The sequence below is a fragment of the Haladaptatus caseinilyticus genome (genome assembly GCF_026248685.1).
Taxonomy (GTDB): Archaea; Halobacteriota; Halobacteria; order Halobacteriales; family Haladaptataceae; genus Haladaptatus; species Haladaptatus caseinilyticus.
On the sequence record NZ_CP111037.1, the window covers coordinates 1 to 18,698 of the forward strand.

Sequence of the window (18,698 nt, forward strand, 5' to 3'; positions counted from 1 at the left end):
TAAATCCGCAAAAGGGAACAATTGGTCGCAGTCTTTCGAATATCCATATAGATATCTGGATAGATTTACAGACAGATGGCTATCTAGATAGCTATTTGAATAGTTTGAGTCGATTGTCTGACGAGAATTTATGAGGGGGAAGCGTATAACGACTGACTGTATGAAACGGGCCATCACACTGTGGAGCGAATCCGGTGGGGTCGGCAAGACGACCATGGCAACCAACGTGGCCGCCGCACTAGGACGGCGAGACGAACGAGTTCTCGTGGTCGATTTGGACCCCCAACTGGGGAGTTTGACTGATCACGTCGGCTATCAGGAACTAAAAACAGGAGACCGTGATCATCTTGGCCACGTTCTACTAGACGATAGCAAAGACGTTCGCTCGCTTATCGTCGAGACTGAAGATTTCGATCTCGTTCCATCTCATGAGGGGCTTGCGAACATCGAAAGCGAAATGGCCGCTCGGAACACCTCACTCCGAGAATTTCAGCTCCGTTCCGCACTGAAATCCGTGGCAGGTGAGTACGACTACTTCATTATCGACCCACCGGCGACACTGAACGTCCTTGTGGACAATGCACTAGTCGCGGCGCGCAACGTCGTGATTCCGATCGAACTTACCCGAAAAGGGAGCATCTCGATCGAAGGATTGGAAGACACGCTGGACAGCATGGAACGAGGGTTCCGAAAGTTCGACGACAGCTTCAAACTCGGAATCCTCGCCGTCGTCCCGAACGAGGTGGGCGACTCGAACATTTACCGCGACACGCGCGACGAGTTGGAAGCGGATGGAAAGCCAGTAACCCCGTTTGGCGTGCGAAAACGGGACGTGCTGAAAGAGGCCTGGAAACGGCAGATGAACGTGTTCGAATTCGCGGAGAGCGACGATACCCGGGACCTCCGTGAGTACGAACAGGACCTGCTTTCGAACTTCGAGCACCTCGCCCGAATCATCGAGCAAGGAACGGTCGACGTGGAGGTCAAAGCATGACCAAAGACGACCGATACGGCGCGACCGACGACGACTACGGCGAGAATTACGACGATTATCCCGACGAAACGGAAACAACGAACGTGAACGAAACACAAACGAGCGACGATCCCGTATCCACGAACCGTAATAGCGGATCGGGCGGTGGAGCCGAGGTACAGACACTCCCATTTATCTTCGCCAGACGAACGGTAAAAGCTGACCGCGAGGCAGTTCCGGTTTACGTGCAAAATGAAACGTCGGAGGAGATCGGCGAGCTCGAACGGGAGCTAAGCCAGACGTTCGACGGTGACAAAGTGATGGCCTTGGACGTACGTGAGGCCCTTATTCGCGCTGGATTGGAGAACTTGGACGACGTACAGCGAGTGATGGAAGAATGGGGTTACGGTAGGCGGTAGGTAACGCTCTTCTTGTGGAAATATAGATGGCTATCCAGACAGATTTCCAAGTACCTGTCTGAGAAGATATATATATATATATAATTTCATCGTCTAAATAGCTGGACGGATGTGAAAGCTAGAAGAACCATCGAGAGGTTCGAATGGGGGCTATCGAAACCGAACACAGTGACCACAACGAGCGACATCGGCCACACTAACTGCTCGCACGACGTACCGGGATTCGATGTGTAACGCTGCTTCCGCGTACCGAAACAACACTCTTTGTCCTCGCCTTCGTTGGGCCAAGTAGGATGGGTTTCCACACGTTCGACCCCGAAAAAGCGGACAAGCTCGAAGACGTGGAGCGATATCGGTACATCTCTCGCGAGGAGTTGGTCGGTCATCTCGATATAGCCACCGGGGACACTGTCGCAGACCTTGGGAGCGGTACCGGGTTTTACTCCGACGACGTCTCACCGTTCGTCGAAAACCTGTACGCAGTAGACGTTCAGAATACGATGCATGACCATTACCGTGAGAAAGGCGTGCCGGAGAACGTCTCGCTCGTTACGGCGGATATATCCGACGTCCCGTTTTCGGACGGTGAACTCGATGCCGTGTTTTCGACCATGACGTTTCACGAGTTCGCAAGCGACGATGCTCTCGCCGAAATCGCCCGCATCCTCCGACCGGGCGGTCGGTTCGTCGTCGCGGACTGGACGGCAAGCGGACGAGGTGAAAGCGGTCCACCGGTCGAAGAACGCTACGATGAGGACAAAGCACACGAACTGGTCACGAGCGCAGGATTCGACGTTGAATACGAAGCCGAGCGCCCCGAAACGTTCATCCTCGTGGCAATTCGCTGATATTCTCCGTCGATCCCTGCTCCCCGGTCTCACGCGTAGAAGTCTGTTCAGCCCGTGTGGACCACCTTTCCAGCATTTCGTGGAATCGTGATCCGAAAGCGGATGATCGGCCCGACTGTGGTGCTTCCTCTCAACAGGAATAGAATCGAGATCGGAGCCGTCCACCAACTTAATAAACTGTATATCGCGATACGATAATTCCTGAGGGTCGCGCAATGAGGGTGGCCACAGGTCAGGTCATCGGTCCTCACGATTCGTGGAATGCGCCGGGGGGGGATAGGTCGTGAGCAGTAATGGTAGCTCGTTCGATTACTCCACAAAGGATGGAAGTGGCGAAAGTATCGGACGACAGGACGGACGGCAGAACCTATCGTCGCACACGACGAAACGAAAGGACGGTAGCCAGCGCATCAATATCGTTTTTTGGATTTCCCTGAAAAGGCCGAAAACCATCGACTCGATCACGGAATGTATCGACGAGTAGCGACGACAGAGTCGTTTCGAGTGACGTTCAACGATGCTGGGTTCGAAAGCGTCAAAATCGAATCGAAAGGGGAAAGCGGCCAGTTCGCACGGGAGTGGGACGACAATCGCGATGTGAGCGAGTACGTAGTGTCGGTGATTATCGACGGTCGAAAACCGACACAATGAGCGGAAGGTCGGCTAGAATCAGGGGAGAAAACCGTCTATAACGGTCGCAAGTAGAACGAACCGTCGGTCGGTTCGGGCAGGTTCGAGAAGACCATCTCATTGGTTCTGTTCGGAACGTTGTCGGTCCCGTTCCCGCTCGATGGACCACCGGACCGTTTCACTGATCTCCACGAGATGGCAAAGGGGATTACCGGGATAGACGACGGGGGTTTCCAGGACTCCAACGAGCAGACCGGTAAAGGGTGCGGCTACATCGACACGCTCCTGTTTGAACGGATCGCTGATGGCGCAGATGACTTCCCCTTCGTAGACGAGTTCGCCTCGCTTGCGGCGCATATCGACGATTCCACCATCGTCGGCACGAATCCACGTTCGTTCGGCATCGCTTTCGACGACGGTTCGCCACCCGGGCCAGCGAACGAGTTCCTGCTGAAAGATACCGTACTCCGCGAACACGCTCCGGACACCGTCGAGCGCGTGTTCGATGAGACCACGCTCGAATCGATAGGCTTCACCCATCTCGACGGTGATGGTCGGAACGCTCCGTTTCGTGGCTTCTCGACGGAGCATTCCAACTGCGCCTGCGCCGTCGATGATGAGATTCGTTCCGAAGGCGTTCGCGAGGCGGGAAACGTCGGGGTTAGCCATTTCGGCTCGAACGTGGAGCATATTGGTCCGCCCGCGTGTTGAGGTGTGAAAGTCGATTCCGAAATCGCATGGGGAAATGAAGTTGTCGTAGATTCGGCGGGCGATTCGTCGGTCGTTAGTTCCGGCGGCGTCGCCGGGAAACGCCCGATTCAAATCCTGTTCGTAGCCCGGGAGATAGCGTTGTTGAGCGAGGAACGCCGGAACGTTCACCACGGGAAGACAAACGATGGTTCCACAGACGTCGGAGTGTATCCATTCATGTGCGATTTCGCGAACGACTTCGATTCCGTTGAGTTCGTCGCCGTGAAGCGCTGCCGCGAGGAATGCGGTCGGGCCGGAGTCGGTTCCGTTGATGATTGTGACTGGAATTCTGACCGGGTCGCCGAGGTACGTCTGGCTGGTCGGAAATCGGAAATTTTCGGTGTGACCGGGTTCGACACGCCCCCCATCGAACTCGAACGGTGCTGGTTCGCTCATACCGGAAGGACGACCGTGAACAGCAAGGAGTTTCGTGTCAATAATAATCATCTACGAAGTCATCAGTTTTCATTCGATCCGGTCGAAAAGTTCGTGATCGAAACCTTGTATTTCTTCGATAGCAGGTTCGAACTGTACGATCAGTCGTTCTTCCCGACTGTGTCGGCACTCGACGGTCATCCCGAGAACGAACAGTAAGCCGGATACGAAATTCTCCGCCACAGCTTAGCAATTTGCCGACGAACGAGTCGTATGGGGGACAGGGAAAAAAGCATCTGCCCGTTCTGTGGTGTCGGGTGTGGCGTCGTGCTGGACGATTCAGGAAAAGGCCGAGGATGGAAAGCCGCGGTAAATCGCCGCGGTGAACTCTGCCCGAAAGGGGTCGCGGCCTACGATGTTCTCGGACACGACGACCGACTGACCGAGCCACAGGTTCGAGACGGTGACGAGTTCGTCACCGTCTCGTGGGAAACGGCTTTTTCTCGTATCGAAAGGGAGTTCGATCGCATAGTAGACGAGCATGGGCCGGACGCGTTGGGTTTTTTCGCCTCGTCGAGCTGTACGAACGAGGAGAACTACGTCTTTCAGAAATTGGCTCGCGTGCTCGGGACGAACAACGTCGATAACTGTGCCCGACTCTGCCACTCCTCGACGGTTGCCGCGATGCAATCGCGATTCGGTGCAGGTGCGATGACGAACACGCTGAATGACCTCGTCGATGCGGACTGTTTTCTCGTCTGGGGCTCGAACCCCGCAGAACAACATCCGATTATTTTTAGTTCATATCTCGCACCGGCGGTAAATCGGGGGGCCACGATGGTTCACATCGACCCGCGCAAGAATCGAACGACTGAACTCGCGGAGTACCATCTCCCCGTCAAGCCGGGGTACGACATCCCACTGTTGAACTCGATTTGTGCCGTGATTTTCGAGGAAGGATTGGCAGACGAGGATTTTCTGTGGAAACGCGTGTCGGAGGTTGCTCAGTTTCGGACGTTTGTTTCTCACGTTGACGTCGATACATCCGCGAAACTCGCCGGAGTCGCCCCGGATGACGTCCGGGAAGTCGCACGAATCTACGCCAGTGCAGACCGGGCAGCAGCATTCACCGGAATGGGAATGAGCCAACACCGATATGGGACTGCCAACGTTCATGCGCTAATCAATCTCGTGCTCGTGACCGGTAACATTGGAAGACGCGGCACAGGTGTCAACCCGCTCCGCGGAAAAAACAACGTGCAAGGTGCAAGCGACGTAGGATGTCTGCCGGACGTGTTACCGGGGTATCGTCCCGTAACGGATACCGATGCACGAAGAGCACTCGCGGAACTGTGGGGCGTCGAACCGCCACCTAAGCCGGGGGTCACGGAAGTCGAAATGACCCACGATTTCGGCGGCGAAATTCGCGGTGCGTTCGTTTTCGGGGAAAACATCGGGGCGACGGAGCCAAACGTTAGTCGTATTTCGGAAGAACTCGATTCGCTCGATTGCCTCGTCGTGCAAGATATCTTTCCAAACGATACGACCGCACAAGCGGACGTAATTCTACCAGCGAGTTCGTGGGCCGAAAAGAGCGGAACCGTCACGAACACCGATCGACAGGTCCAGCGGATGCGTCAATCAAACGAACCGCCGGGAAACGCCCGCACCGACCTTGAAATCATCTGTGAGTTGGGTAATCGGTTGACCGACGAATCGTTCGATTATGACAGCCCGGAGGTGGTTTTTTCGGAGTTGGCGGAAGCGACACGACAGTATGCGGGGATGAGCTACGCGGGAATCGGTGAAGATAGCCAGCGATGGCCGTTTTCTGCTGAGGCAGAGGCGGGCACTGGCGTTCTGCATCGAGACCGGTTTTCTAATGGTAAACGACGTGCACCGCTGGTCCCGGTCGAACACGTCGAACCCGTGGATGAACGGGGGTCAGACGGCGATGAGACACCGGTATTGACGACCGGGCGCGTTATCGAGCATTTCAACAGCGGCGTCGTAACTCGTCGATCGGGCGTGCTGACGCATCTTCGGAGTACGGACGCCCTCCAAATCCATCCCGACGATGCGGCAGAAAGAGGAATTACGGATGGGGATCAGGTCGTCATTCTAAACGATATCGGGAGAGTAAGGGCAGTAGCAGCAGTTACACCTGCAATCCGACGAGGAGTCGCGTTTATCACGTTCCACTTCGCCGAACAGTTAGTCAACAGACTGACCGGTGATGAACTCGACCCGGAATCGAAAATACCGACCTACAAACACATCGAAGTTCGAGTGGAGAGAGAAAAATAAACGGAGCGTATTGAATTACTATCGAATACGGACAGATGCGTCCATTGATATCTAGTGACACACTTAAACGTGTCCAACCCTAACCATACGTGAATCCGGCAGACGAGATTTGTTTCGTCTGTCGGAATGGAGCATGAACGAGCAGAAAACGTACGAGCAGCTATACGAGAAATCGATTCCGTCGGTGGTTTCAATCTACGTTACACCTCGAAACACGGGGCAGACGAGAACCGGAACTGGGTCCGGATTCGTCTACGACGGTAACGGACATATCGTCACGAACCAGCACGTTGTGGGGACTTCCGATGAAGTAGAGCTTCGATTCAGCGACGGCGACTGGCGGACTGGCCGCGTCGTCGGCAGGGATAGCAACACCGACCTCGCAGTTGTCCAGGTCACGAACCTCCCGGAGTATGCAAAACCGCTTCCGGTCGCAACGGACGAACCAATACCGGGACAGCAGGTCGCCGCACTGGGTAATCCGATGGGTCTCGACGGAACGATTACGGCAGGAATCGTCAGTGGGACGAACCGCTCGCTACCCACCGGAAACGGTTTTGTTATCCCGGATACGGTACAAACCGACGCCGCCATCAATCCCGGAAACAGCGGTGGGCCGCTGGTAACACTCGACGGCGATGTCGTCGGTGTCAACCGAGCGAGGCAGGGGGATGGGATCGGATTCGCCGTCTCGGCGGCTATCGTTGCACGGGTCGTCCCCGACCTCGTGAGCAAGGGACGTTATCGTCACCCGTTCCTCAAGATCTCTACGATAGACGTATCTCCCCTCGTTGCCGAGGCAAACGGACTCGCAGAAACAGGCGGTATCCTCGTCGTGGACGTTAGGCTTGGCCCTGCGAGTGGTGCACTCATCGGATGCGAAGCGGTTCGTACCCTCCGCGGCCGTGAAATACCGATCGGCGGGGACGTTATCGTCGGGGTAAATGGGCAGGCCGTCCGGTCTCACGAAGAGTTAATGCGATACCTCATCACCGAAACCCAACCCGGAGAGGAAGTAGAAGTGGAATTAGTTCGAGATCGCCAGCCATTGACCGAAATAGTAACACTCGGCGAGCGGCCCGGATCGTCGAGCGGTAACGTAAGCATTACCGTGAAATAGCGACATATGAAAGAACGATTCCCGAGGCTGGCTAGTAAAACGAAGGATTGTCGAGGAGAAGTGGAGAAACAGTTCCTATAAAAGCACATATATTCAGATGGACAGATAGTGAAAATCACCCGAAACGACGGTGTTGTCACGCAGCGGAAATACCGGAGTTACTTGGTTTTTATACCAGTTTCCGTTCGGTTGTTGGTGAAAAATGGCAGACGAGCCGACGAGTAGCGTCCAAACCGACGCAGTACTCCCAAAAACAACGGAAATCATGGTATTAATTCGAATCCTAAAGGGTAGTGTAAACAACGGAAATGGTGGGGTAGAGGAATCCATTTGTTAAAACAAGGGCAGTGAAATAGAGAGGGAGAACAATGGAGAACTCGACGGGAGAATACGAAAGGAAAACCCGAAGTATATCAGATCGAACCGAATCAAAAGATAACAGTTGCAGAATATCGTGGAAGTAGCGGGAAAAATTCGAAATAGTCAGTTTAAATTCCCGGTGTAGTTTTATTTTAAAAGGGTTGGAGAAGCGAACCAGAACTGGTGGAGGTATTCAAGCGAATCAAAGAGCAGCGGAAACAGTGGTGTTTTCGACGGTTTATGAATGGTTTCGACATAATTGTAGTATTGAAACAGGCGTCGATATCCCGGAGAGAAAGTCGCGCGTTCTGCCGGACATACGTTTTCTCGAGGATGTTCAGTTTGTTCGAAGACGTTCGATTTATTCGGGGACGTTCAGTTCTCTCGGTCGTCGAGAAGTGATTGATAATATGGTCGAATGCTCTCATGGACACCAGCGAGATCAATGGTTTCCTCGAGCGCGCTGACAACTAGCTGAAGGTCTTGTTTGAGCGCGTGTTCTCGGTACTTACCACCGGACATACCCTCGTTTTTTTCCGTCGAAGAGATGACACCGAGCATAGCGAGGTCGGCAAGATGGTCGCGCATCCGCCGGCTAGTAAGAGCCTCGGTTCCGATGTGATTGCACAACTGTTCGTAGCGAGGACGGATATCCCGCGACCGTGCCGGGGTGTTTCCTTCGGCTTCGATCGAGGTGAGCGCGTAGAGGATGAGACGGGCGTGTTGGGTGAGATCAGCAACACCTTCCATTATTCGGTCACGCTCGAGCTTTCGTCGCGCTTCCTGAACGTGCTGGTCGACGACCTGTTCTGCGGCGTCTTTTCGAGCGAGATCACCCGCTTCGAGAAGCAAGTCGAGTGCCTGCCGAGCGTCACCAGCATCCTGTGCACCGAACGCCGCACAGAGTGGGATTACGTCATCCGCGAGAGCACTGTCGTGGAACGCAACTTGATCGCGCTGGTGGAGCACCTTCTGCAGTTCGCTCGCGTTGTACGGTGGAAACGAGACCTCCTTTTCACAGAGCGACGAGCGTACTTTTGCCGAGAGAGAGTCACGAAACGAGAGATCGTTGCTGATGCCGATGAGACCGATTTTTGCGTGTTCGAGATAGCCATTGCTTCGAGCGCGTGGGATTTGATAGAGGATGGAGTTGTCGTTGATATGGTCTACCTCGTCGAGTACGATAATAATGGTTCCACCGACCTCGTCGAGTTCGTCCCAGAGAAAGCTGTACACTTGTGCCTGCGGGTAACCAGTGTTGCTGATTTGATCGGCTGGGTCACGGAGAGTGTTTACGAGACGAACCGCCACCTGGTAACTCGAATTGAGACCATCGCAGTTGATTTCGATGACGGAAAGCGAGATGTCGTCGTATCGAGCGGCATCTTCTTGCAGTTGGTTTAGTAGAAATCGCGTTGCCGCGGTCTTACCGACGCCGCTTTTTCCGTAAAGGAATATATTTGACGGGGCTTCGCCGTTGATAATCGGTTGTAAGGCAGCGTGATACTCTTCGAGTTCGTCATCCCGTCCAACGAGGTTGTTGGGAGTGTACTCTTCCAACAGTGCGTCCCGGTTTTTGTAGAGAGAGTTATCCCGGTCGAAGCTGAACGATGACATTACTAACTGCTTTCACGGATGAGTATATAAAACTGAGGCGTCCGCTGTTTCTTCTGTTTCGCAATATATAAATAGCATACTGATTCGTTGGAGAGCGCCGTTTCCGTAGTTTTTACTCGTGGGCACGAGAGATGGTGCCGGGGGAGAATACTACAGAACAGAATGCTATATGGCGGAACACTACTTAGAATGCTGCGAAACGACGAGTCATTCTGGTGGGAACTCAGTGGAGGGTGTCGTTGGTGGGATATGAGAATGTGCAAGTCGGAAGAACAGCGGAAATAGTGGTGGTCCGCGGCGAAGTGGATTTGAACGATAAGGGGTAAAGGCTGTTTCTGTGGCTTTTATCAACAGTTCGGTAACGAATTTTATCGCATTATCGCGGTCCTGTTTATAAAGACACACCCACCCCACTATTTCCTCTGTTTGGTTTGGGAGAAGTGTGGGTGGGTGATACACGAGTTCTAGTTAGGCGGAACCTTTATATTAGATAAAAACGAACCATATCCGTACTAGGTAAATAGCAATAGAGTAAAAGATTATTGGTGCTAGATAATTGTTTCTGCTTTGTCTTCCTCTTTTTCATTTCATTTGATTTCATTAACGTCTAATATATTATTATCTATTTAGTGACTGAATTTTCCCTCCCTCGTTCGACCCGTCCCCGTCTTCAACCCTCTGCACGTTTTTTCCATAAGACAGCGGAAATGATGGGGTGGGTGTCATTGTCAACCCGTCACATACACCGCACACACGTACTCACGAATTGTGCAACACTGTTTCGAGCGACATCGACATCCCTCGAAAGTCGCGCCAAGAATCAACGGATCGACAGTCCCTTTGTGTCAATTTGGCAACGGAAATTATGGGGTAGATGTCATATCTCGTTTTTCCATTCAATACCGACTCGACAGCGGAAACTATGGAGTTGGTACGGGACCACTTCACACCGAAACAGCGGAAATGGTGGGGTTGCTGTATTTAAATCGTGGTGTTGCTTCGATAGAAAACGGTTGTTCTTGAAAAACGGCGGTACAGGTTCTATTCGTTCTGATATGCTTGTTTGACTATTTGATCCTATTACCTGTGACCATAGTAGACCATCGAGACGCTACGTAGAATCCGCGCACGTCGTTTATTCTCGTCCGTTCTCGTGAACTATGATGGAGTATAATAGTTCCATTTTAGGCCGTTTCCGACCTCGTAACTCATTAACCAGTGCGTCGTGACTGTGCGAAAAACAGCGGAAACTACGGTGTCCAAATTATTCCTCGTAAAAACCGTTTCACATCAATTAGCAAACCCTCAGCCGCTTCTCGACGGGTGATTTCGTCCGGACGATACCTGGATGACGATTAATCATACTTTGTGACGCACCAACAGTGGAAAAAGCGGCGTTACCCACTAAATGCCGATAGAATCCTGGATATACAGGAGCTTTGACGTCTGAATAAATAGTGGCTTGAGCGTAGCACTGCCTAAGTAATATTACTTGTCAAAGTACTCTTCGAACAGTGGTAGTTTGGTCGGATATTAATTCTGTTCGACTTCCAGAATACGTGCGTCACAGCCCTCACAGGTTGCCGCGACGACTTCCATCGAGCGACAGCACGACTCGACGGTTTCCTGCTCTGCAGTAATAGTGCCATCACATTCAGGACAGGTTTCGAGGAAGATTCGAAGACCGCTCAGGATTCGGCTTTGATTGTCCACGGAGAGTTCGTTCCAGTCATCGTAGCGGTCGCTAAGCTCACGTGCTGCGGCAAGGTCGGCAACGAGCGCGGCGTGGGATTCCCATTGACCAAGTCGACGGCCATCGATTCGAGCGATGAACGCGCCTTCGTGTTCCTCGAACTCCAGCTCGTTCTCGTCAGAGTCGAGGATACGGCTCAGGTCGTTCTTTTCGGCACCGTTTTCGAGGACACGCTCCATTTTTTCGTGCCATACCGTTCTGAACTCTTCGTTGAGGCAGAGGTCGTCGATTTCTTCACAGGGTCCAACGACGTTCGCCTCGGTGAGCACCTCTTCGGGTTCCCGGTCAGATTCTATCGGTGCTTGTGTTGGCGCTGCCATTTCGCTTTTGTCGAACTTCCGGAGCAACCAATCAGGGAAGTATTTCTTCGTCAGTGTCGGCGTTCCCGGCACGAGATACCCGCGAAGGTAGATTGCCACCATACTGAAGGCAAAGAAAACGATTCCGAGTGGCATCGCCGCAAATGTTAGGCCTGCGCTTACGACAACGGCAATTGTGATGTTCACAATTGTACAGGGTGTACAACGATTTTCCCCAATATATTCTGGCTGTTTAAACCGGTCGATGAATCCCGTCCGTTCCGTGCTCATTTCGTTCCAACTATTTTGCTTCAGCGTTATATACTTATTGTTGAATATTCATAATGACAGTTAAAAATCTCTTCGTGTTCACAATCAAAAACGCTCCAGGCTGATATAGGGTCTCATCAGAGTCACAACTTCGTCAGCGGTATGGTGTTTCATTTAAGAAACAAATTTATAGCGTCCTATATCTGGGCTGATCACGTATTTTCGTATTAGTAATTTCACGTGGAAATACGAATCAGTAACGTCACGCCTGCTGTCGCCAACCTCGATGGTTCGAGTCGGTTCTATCGTACCGACTCGTCGCTTCCGAAGGAAGAACGCGAAGCGGACGAATCCATCGTGTTCTTCGTACTATCCGGTACGAACCGCGTGGTTTATTCTCATGAATTGCTTGTCGAGGATGCCACGTTTTCCTCCGACGCCTGGGGTTCGATGGAAAAATCGACGCTCCGAAAAGCTGCCTATTTTTGGTTTTTTTACTCCTCGGAGACTTCGTCGTCCTCCCATCCTTCACTGTAAACTCGCTCGTCGGAAACCCCGATATCCGCGAGCTTTTCTTTCGTCTCCACCACCATTCCCGGGACACCGCAGACGTAGAAATCGGTCGATTTCGGGGAGGATATCACGTCGTCGATATGCTCTTGGATGTGCCCCGTCTTTCCTTTCCACGCCTCATCGGAGAGAGAATAGACCACGTTCAAATTCTCGTGCTCCGCTTCGAACTGGTCGAGCGTTTCGCGGTACATTATGTTCTCCTGATTCTTTTCACCGTAGAGAAAGGTTACCTCCCCGTTCCCGTCCCGGAGGTACTGTTTTACCATTGCCATCATCGGCGTGATTCCGGTTCCGGTCGAGACGAACGCCACGTCCGAATCGAGGTTCCGAAGATAGAGATTTCCATCCAAATCCTCGATTCGAATCGTGTCTCCCGGCTTCCGGTCGTGCATGTACACCGACGCAGTACCGTCGTCGTACCGTTTTATCGCCAGCGTAATGCTGTCCGTTCCCGGAAGGACAGTTGCGGTGTAGGGCCGAACGACTTCCTCGCCGTTCCGTTCGAAATGGAGTTGCGTGTGTTGCCCGGGCTGAAAATCAAACTCGTCATCGGCGACCAGTTCGAACTGCTTTACCCGTGGCGTCATCTGATGAATCGATGTGATTTCGACTTCCCGCATATTCTTTCAGACAATCGTCTCTTCCCTAAACGAATCGGCCAACGAGTCGCGATACGTACAGAAGGCCGAATACGCAAGCACAGCCCATAACCGCCCCGAACACCTGTGTTGTTTTATGATGGAGCATTTGGACATCCCCGACGACGTCTCAAACGACAGACGCCGGTCCATCCAGCGGGTGCGAACGGTGAGCCACCTCCTAGACGAGGCTGTTCGTATCCCCGGTACGAACTTCCGATTCGGTCTCGACCCAGTGCTGGGTCTTCTCCCGGTCGGTGGCGACCTGGCATCCGCGATGATTTCACTCTATATCGTCTTCGAGGGCTACTTGATGGACGTCCCTCGGCGGACACTCGCCAGAATGCTGACGAACGTGCTCATCGACACGTTCGGTGGCGCGGTTCCCGTTCTCGGGTCGTTGTTCGATGCCGGATGGAAGGCAAACAAACGAAACAGAAAGCTGCTCGAAAAGCATCTCTAACTACCGAACGAGTTCGAGCGACACGGTTTCTGCCTCGAAGTCTTCGATGAATGACCCGGAACCACCAATACTTTTTTCGCCGTTTTCGGTATTGAGAACGAGTGCCGTTTCGACCGGAAATGCGTTCGATGCCGGTTCGATGAGGCCTTGTCGAATATCGACTATTTTGCCATCTACGGTTACTTGACCGTTTTCGCTGCCGACCGGGTGAGCACGTACACGTGCATGAACTGGGTGATTTGCCCGGAGGTGAAGCGTCGCCTGCAAGACCGCATGGCGGAAATCTTGGAAGGTTTGGGGTAGCTCCGTGGGAGCAGTCGTGTACACTTCGTTTGCCATCGGCCAATAGTTGCCGAGAAACGATCCCACGAGAACTGGCACGAGTTGCTCCTGTGCGAACGTTATCGCCTGTTTGTCGCTATTCGAACGAAGGATCATCTCGGTCGGCGCGACGAGACCAAATCGCTGGTCAACGGTGAGCGTCGTCGGCATCGGCTCGCGCCACGCACGTGCAGCGCTTGCAATGCCTTCGAATTCCGATTCGTCGATAGTGTCCTGGTGGACACCGCTGACGACTAGCAGGACGAGAACGCCGCGTTCCACCGCCGCTCCGAGTTCGTTTGCCACCTCGGGCAGATGCTCGTACGGGATCGAGAGTGTGATTTCCTCGCTCGCGTCCGCGAGGCGATTCTCGATTCGTTTGATGACGGTAACGCGTGATTTGATCACTTCGAACTGATCGGGGTCGCTGGCAGTCGCCGAGTAGCGCTCGTCCAGCGCCGGTCGCATGGTTTCGACCCGATCCGCGAGCGTCCCGATGACCTGTTCGGGCGGATTCGCGCGAATCATCGTCGGAACGACGTGATCGTTGACCTCTACAAACCCGCGTTCGGCCAGTTTTTCGCTAGTGCTGTAGACGTAGCGTTTCGAGACACCGGCGTCGTCAGCGACGGTACTTGCTTTCGCTTCGCCCTGGTCTAAAATCGCGAGGTACGTATCGACTTCCTTCTCCGAAAGACCGAACTGCCGGAGCAGGTCGGAAAGCGTACGGTCGTCCATTCGTTGTCCAGTCGTTCATTGCGAAAGTATATACGTCACTCGGTGACGCGGGCGACGACGACGTTTTCGACGATAACTTCCGATCCGTTGTCGGACATAGTCGGAATCGTCTCGCCCGTCACGAGGTCGATGTCACCGATTTCCACACCGAGCGTCACTTCCCGTGCCGATTCGCCGAAATTGAGGACGACGGCTACGCAATCGTCTCCCGACTTGCGCGAGAAGGCGACGATCCCTGAGCCGTCGCGTTCGTTCTCGCTATCTTCGGTATCGATACGTTCCCCGGTTGCATCATTACTCTCCCACTCTATTCTTTCGACTGACCCGTCACGGAGGACAGAAAAATCATTACGTGCCCTGCTCAGTGCGCGGTGGAACTCGGTCAACTCGTCGTCGCCGTGCTCCCAGCGCATCGTCCCACGATACTTGGTCATACCGCGCTCTTGTCCGTAGTAAATCATCGGCGCACCGGGGAGCGTGAACGTCGCGGCAGTTGCGGCTTTCAACGCTTCATTGCCGCATTCGTCCAGATAGCGCGATTCGTCGTGATTTTCGACGTACCGAAGGTGAACTGCACTATCGGGGAATCCGGCGCGCTCCCCGTCCGACAGCGCGTCGAAGATGGCCGTTGCGGGGGTTTCGCGGTGTCCGATATCACGGAGGGTTCCGTAGAGCGTCGTGTCGTAGTGCATCGTGAACTCCCCTTCGTGGTACGCCGGGTCGCGCGGAATCGTTTCGTCGAGCAAGAGGAAATCGTCCGGAACTCGCTCCGCGACTTCCTTCCAGAACTCGTGGGGGACACCCCACGCCACGTCGCATCGGAACCCATCGACCATTCCGGCCCATTCATCGACCACGTCGAGAAGAAACGTCCGTACTGCGAGGGAATCGAAGTTGAAGTTCGGAATCCGCTCCCAATTGAAATAGCGTTGCGCTGACTGGGTCCCGGTTTCTTCGTCCGTTTCCCAGACGTACCAGTCCCGATACTCGATGACGCCGGTTGCACTCATCTGAAACGCGGGATGGTCGCGCGAGGAATGATTAATGACGAGGTCGAAGATAACCCGAATATCTGCCTCGTGGCAGGCCGAGACGAATGATTCGAACTCCTCGCGCGTCCCAAGATCGCTTGCGGTTTCGAAGTAGTTCGTGGTGTGATAGCCGTGGTCGGTCGGACTCGCTAATATCGGCGTTAGCCAGACGCAGTCCACGTTCAACGATTCGAGGTATGGTATCCGACGCTCCAGTTCGGCAAAGGTGGTATCGACCGTCTCGCCCGCGAACAACCGGACGAAAATCTCGTAGATGGTAGGTGATTCGGCCCACTTCGGTGGGTCATTCAGCCTCTGCACCTCGCGCTTGCCCTGCCTCCCGATTTCCACGCAGTCGGCGAACGCCACAGCGTCGCCGACTGCGACTGCATGGATTCGAACCCACTCGCCGATCTCCTTGCGGGGAATTCGGAGTCTCCGCTGGTCGCTGACGACGTCGACTTCGCCTCCGTCGCCGGTCTCCACGTAAATTTCCACGTCGAGTGAATCGTCCGAAAAATCGCTGTTCGGCGCCGACTTCGGTTCGGCCGAAACCACGATTTCGTCTCCCTGAATCCTCCCGTCGAGATGAATTCTGGGACGACCCGGTCCCGGAATCGAAAGCGTCCCCTGTACTTGCTCCGTGAGGTCGTCGTTCATCAGGAATCCGTATGGATGCTCTCCCGGTGGAAGTTCGGTCTTAAAAACGTAGGCTCCATTCTCCCGTTTTGGACGATTTCTACCCACGAGATGTTCGTTGAATGGCCCGGTAATGCAGATGGAATCCAGTTCCTCCTCCGGAATAGGGAGGTCGTCGACTGGCAGTTCGAAACGCGCGGTCCAACGCTCGTCGGGAAAGGCACGCACGAGGCGACGCTGTTTCTCGTCGGCTCCCGATACCAGAAGACGGTAGAGTCCGGGATGGTCGGGTTCGAAGTGGATAACTGCGGAATCACTGATCGTCGCCGAACTCCACTTTGGACGGGATTCCAGTGTCCACTCGTACTCTTCGGTTGGGTCCGGTTCACGCGGTGCAAGTTCGACAGCTTCGCCGACGGTCGTGAACCGTGGTGGCCCGGATTTGTACATATTCGACACACCTCACGGGGAAGGTAACAACGTTTGGATTATTGTAAACCTGTGAACGATTATTTCACCAAGTCTTTTAGGGTCGCTCCTCGTGGTCCAATCTGATGACACTCCGCGACACACTTTCCGACTTCAAGCGCCATCGCGGGAGCGAGGTACGCTTCCCCGGTGAGCGCCGAACACCCGCGGGCCGCTTTTCCGGCCTCGACGCCCGACTCGTTCACGTGGCTCCGGACGGGTCGCTCAGCGATTACTCCTATCCACTCTCCGGTCAGTACGGAATCGACCGCTCCCGATTCGGAATTCGACGCGCTGACAGGACGACGTGGTTCGACGATGGATCCATCGACTCGACACAGAGATACGACGGTGACGGTGCCCTCGTCCTCACCGATCACGAGGCCGAAGAGTGGTCGGTAACCCAGTACGACTTGACCCTGGAGGACGCCCATATCACGCATTTCGCCGCCTCCGACGGTATCCCCGGCGAACTCGTCGCCTACCTCGGATTCGCACCCGACGGACGGGACGACCGTATCGGACAACTACGACATGGCGACGCGATCGAGGTGTTCCACGCCGACGAACACGATTACTTCTCTGTCCGCCCCGAACCAAAAGAGGTTCACGGGCAGGTTCCGGCCGACTTCGCTACCCTCGTCTCCGACCGAGCACGACAGGTCCCACAGACCGACGACGCCGGCCGATACGAGGAGAGCAGACTCAGCGGTGAAATCGTCGCTTCCGTCGAGAGCGACGGAAACATCACTCTCGTCACCCTTCTCGCGGACCACGACGAAACACAGCGTGAGGACGCCCTCGACCGAGTTCGAGCGCTCGTCGAAACGTACGACTCGCCGGAGAAAATACGAACTACTGCCTCGAAACAGACCGCGATACGTCCCGACACGCCCGTGCCCGAGGCCGTCAGCGCCGACCTGCGGGTCCTGTCGCTTCTCTCCGCGAACACGGGTGCGCGAATCGCCGGTCCGGATTTCGACCCGTTTTACGCATACTCAGGGGGATACGGCTACACGTGGTTCCGTGACGACGCGGAAATTTCGCGCTTTCTGCTCGCTTCCGACGATCACTTCGACCTCTCGCTCGCGGACTGGCACGCCCGAAGCGCCCGATTTTACTGCGACACCCAACATGCAGATGGAACGTGGCCTCACCGCGTTTGGCCGCGTGATGGCACCATCGCACCGGGCTGGGCCAACGCCCGAGTTGAAGCGGGCGAGGGCGCGGACTACCAAGCCGATCAGACGGGAAGCGTCATCGCGTTTCTCGCGAGCTATCTCCGCGATGGGGGCCTCGATTCCGAACTCGAATCCACGGTTCGGGAGACGCTTCGATCCGCACTCGATGGGTTGGACGACACCCTCGAATCGGACGGCCTGCCGGTTCATTGCCAGAACGCTTGGGAGAACATGACCGGCCGGTTTGCCCACACCGCCGCAACGTATCTCGAAGCCTACGCAACGCTCGCCAGCGCGCCGATCGAGACGGAACTTCAAAATCGCGCGGAATCGCAGGCAGCAGCAGTCCTCTCCGGACTCGACACCCTCTGGACGGGCGAGTTTTATGCCCTTCGCTTGGACGAGGATGGTGAACTCGACGCCCGCCTCGATTCGAGTGCCCTCGCGCTTGCCGGTGCACATCGCGTCTACGCACAGGTGGAGGATCTTGACTCGAAGCAAATTGACCGCCTCGTCTCGCACACCGAGTCGATTCTCGACGGTCTCTGGCGGAACCCGAGCGAAAGCGACGTTCGTGGTCTCGCCCGGTTCGACGAGGACGACTGGCGCAAACGCGAGCAGAGCGAACCGAAAATCTGGACGGTTTCGACCGCGTGGGGCGCACACGCTGCCGGGGAACTCTCGCACTTACTGTCCGACCGCAATGATGCTCGTGCCGAGGAGTTCGCACGACGTGCGCGCGAACTCCTCTCGCTCTTCCTCCCTGATGGGCCGCTTTGTGCCGATACAGGGTATTTGCCGGAACAGTTCTTCGACGTGGGTGCTGCGGATAGCGCGACACCGCTCGGATGGCCACACGCCATTCGTCTGGCGACGGTGGCGTCGCTGGACGAACAGGATGTGATGACGACCGAAGAAATGTAAC

At 54.7% G+C, this 18,698-nt stretch carries 14 protein-coding genes; 8 read left to right on the plus strand and 6 right to left on the minus strand.

From position 1 onward, the window contains the following. The first annotated feature begins 160 nt into the window (after nt 1–160). The 4 genes from OOF89_RS14350 to OOF89_RS14365 all read left to right on the plus strand — a co-directional run bounded on the left by OOF89_RS14350 (nt 161) and on the right by OOF89_RS14365 (nt 2,891). Entirely contained in the window at nt 161–994 is an 834-nt protein-coding gene (locus tag OOF89_RS14350) for a ParA family protein (protein WP_266080239.1), read from the plus strand. Then, nucleotides 991–1,392, plus strand: coding sequence for a hypothetical protein (locus tag OOF89_RS14355; RefSeq protein ID WP_266080241.1), 402 nt, complete (start codon nt 991–993; stop codon nt 1,390–1,392). The genes OOF89_RS14350 and OOF89_RS14355 overlap by 4 nt, the downstream gene beginning before the upstream one ends. 293 nt (nt 1,393–1,685) lie before the next feature. Beyond that, nucleotides 1,686–2,240, plus strand: a complete 555-nt coding sequence (locus OOF89_RS14360; RefSeq protein ID WP_266080243.1) for a class I SAM-dependent methyltransferase — start codon at nt 1,686–1,688, stop codon at nt 2,238–2,240. 468 nt (nt 2,241–2,708) lie between these two features. After that, nucleotides 2,709–2,891 (plus strand): hypothetical protein, encoded by a 183-nt coding sequence (locus OOF89_RS14365; protein WP_266080245.1) that lies wholly within the window; start codon nt 2,709–2,711, stop codon nt 2,889–2,891. A 96-nt stretch (nt 2,892–2,987) separates the two neighbouring features. Here the strand turns inward: OOF89_RS14365 and OOF89_RS14370 are convergent, their stop codons facing one another. Then, nucleotides 2,988–4,016, minus strand: coding sequence for a succinylglutamate desuccinylase/aspartoacylase family protein (locus OOF89_RS14370; RefSeq protein ID WP_266080247.1), 1,029 nt, complete (start codon nt 4,014–4,016; stop codon nt 2,988–2,990). Nucleotides 4,017–4,268: 252 nt separating this feature from the next. Here OOF89_RS14370 and fdhF point away from each other — a divergent pair, with 252 nt between their 5' ends. After that, nucleotides 4,269–6,302: a formate dehydrogenase subunit alpha gene (fdhF, locus tag OOF89_RS14375; protein ID WP_266080249.1), complete on the plus strand. Its 2,034-nt coding sequence runs from the start codon at nt 4,269–4,271 to the stop codon at nt 6,300–6,302. Nucleotides 6,303–6,435: 133 nt separating this feature from the next. Further along, on the plus strand, nt 6,436–7,422 hold the full coding sequence (locus OOF89_RS14380; protein ID WP_266080251.1) for a S1C family serine protease: 987 nt from the start codon (nt 6,436–6,438) through the stop codon (nt 7,420–7,422). A 735-nt stretch (nt 7,423–8,157) separates the two neighbouring features. On the opposite strand, the gene OOF89_RS14385 is transcribed toward OOF89_RS14380, so the two are convergent. The 3 genes from OOF89_RS14385 to OOF89_RS14395 all read right to left on the minus strand — a co-directional run bounded on the left by OOF89_RS14385 (nt 8,158) and on the right by OOF89_RS14395 (nt 12,914). Then, the gene (locus OOF89_RS14385) at nt 8,158–9,399 is read right to left on the minus strand and encodes an orc1/cdc6 family replication initiation protein (RefSeq protein WP_266080253.1); all 1,242 of its coding nucleotides are present in this window, start codon (nt 9,397–9,399) and stop codon (nt 8,158–8,160) included. A gap of 1,533 nt (nt 9,400–10,932) precedes the next feature. After that, entirely contained in the window at nt 10,933–11,658 is a 726-nt protein-coding gene (locus OOF89_RS14390; RefSeq protein ID WP_266080255.1) for a hypothetical protein, read from the minus strand. A 557-nt stretch (nt 11,659–12,215) separates the two neighbouring features. Then, nucleotides 12,216–12,914 (minus strand): ferredoxin--NADP reductase, encoded by a 699-nt coding sequence (locus OOF89_RS14395; RefSeq protein WP_266080257.1) that lies wholly within the window; start codon nt 12,912–12,914, stop codon nt 12,216–12,218. A 115-nt stretch (nt 12,915–13,029) separates the two neighbouring features. Between OOF89_RS14395 and OOF89_RS14400 the strand changes: the two genes are divergently transcribed. Continuing rightward, entirely contained in the window at nt 13,030–13,395 is a 366-nt protein-coding gene (locus OOF89_RS14400) for a DUF4112 domain-containing protein (RefSeq protein ID WP_266080259.1), read from the plus strand. On the opposite strand, the gene OOF89_RS14405 is transcribed toward OOF89_RS14400, so the two are convergent. Together OOF89_RS14405 and OOF89_RS14410 are read right to left on the minus strand one after the other, a co-directional pair. Continuing rightward, nucleotides 13,396–14,454 (minus strand): TrmB family transcriptional regulator, encoded by a 1,059-nt coding sequence (locus OOF89_RS14405; protein WP_266080261.1) that lies wholly within the window; start codon nt 14,452–14,454, stop codon nt 13,396–13,398. Nucleotides 14,455–14,489: 35 nt separating this feature from the next. Beyond that, nucleotides 14,490–16,574, minus strand: a complete 2,085-nt coding sequence (locus tag OOF89_RS14410; protein WP_266080263.1) for an alpha-amylase family glycosyl hydrolase — start codon at nt 16,572–16,574, stop codon at nt 14,490–14,492. A 104-nt stretch (nt 16,575–16,678) separates the two neighbouring features. Between OOF89_RS14410 and OOF89_RS14415 the strand changes: the two genes are divergently transcribed. Next, entirely contained in the window at nt 16,679–18,697 is a 2,019-nt protein-coding gene (locus OOF89_RS14415; protein WP_266080265.1) for a glycoside hydrolase family 15 protein, read from the plus strand. Nucleotide 18,698: the final 1 nt, after the last annotated feature.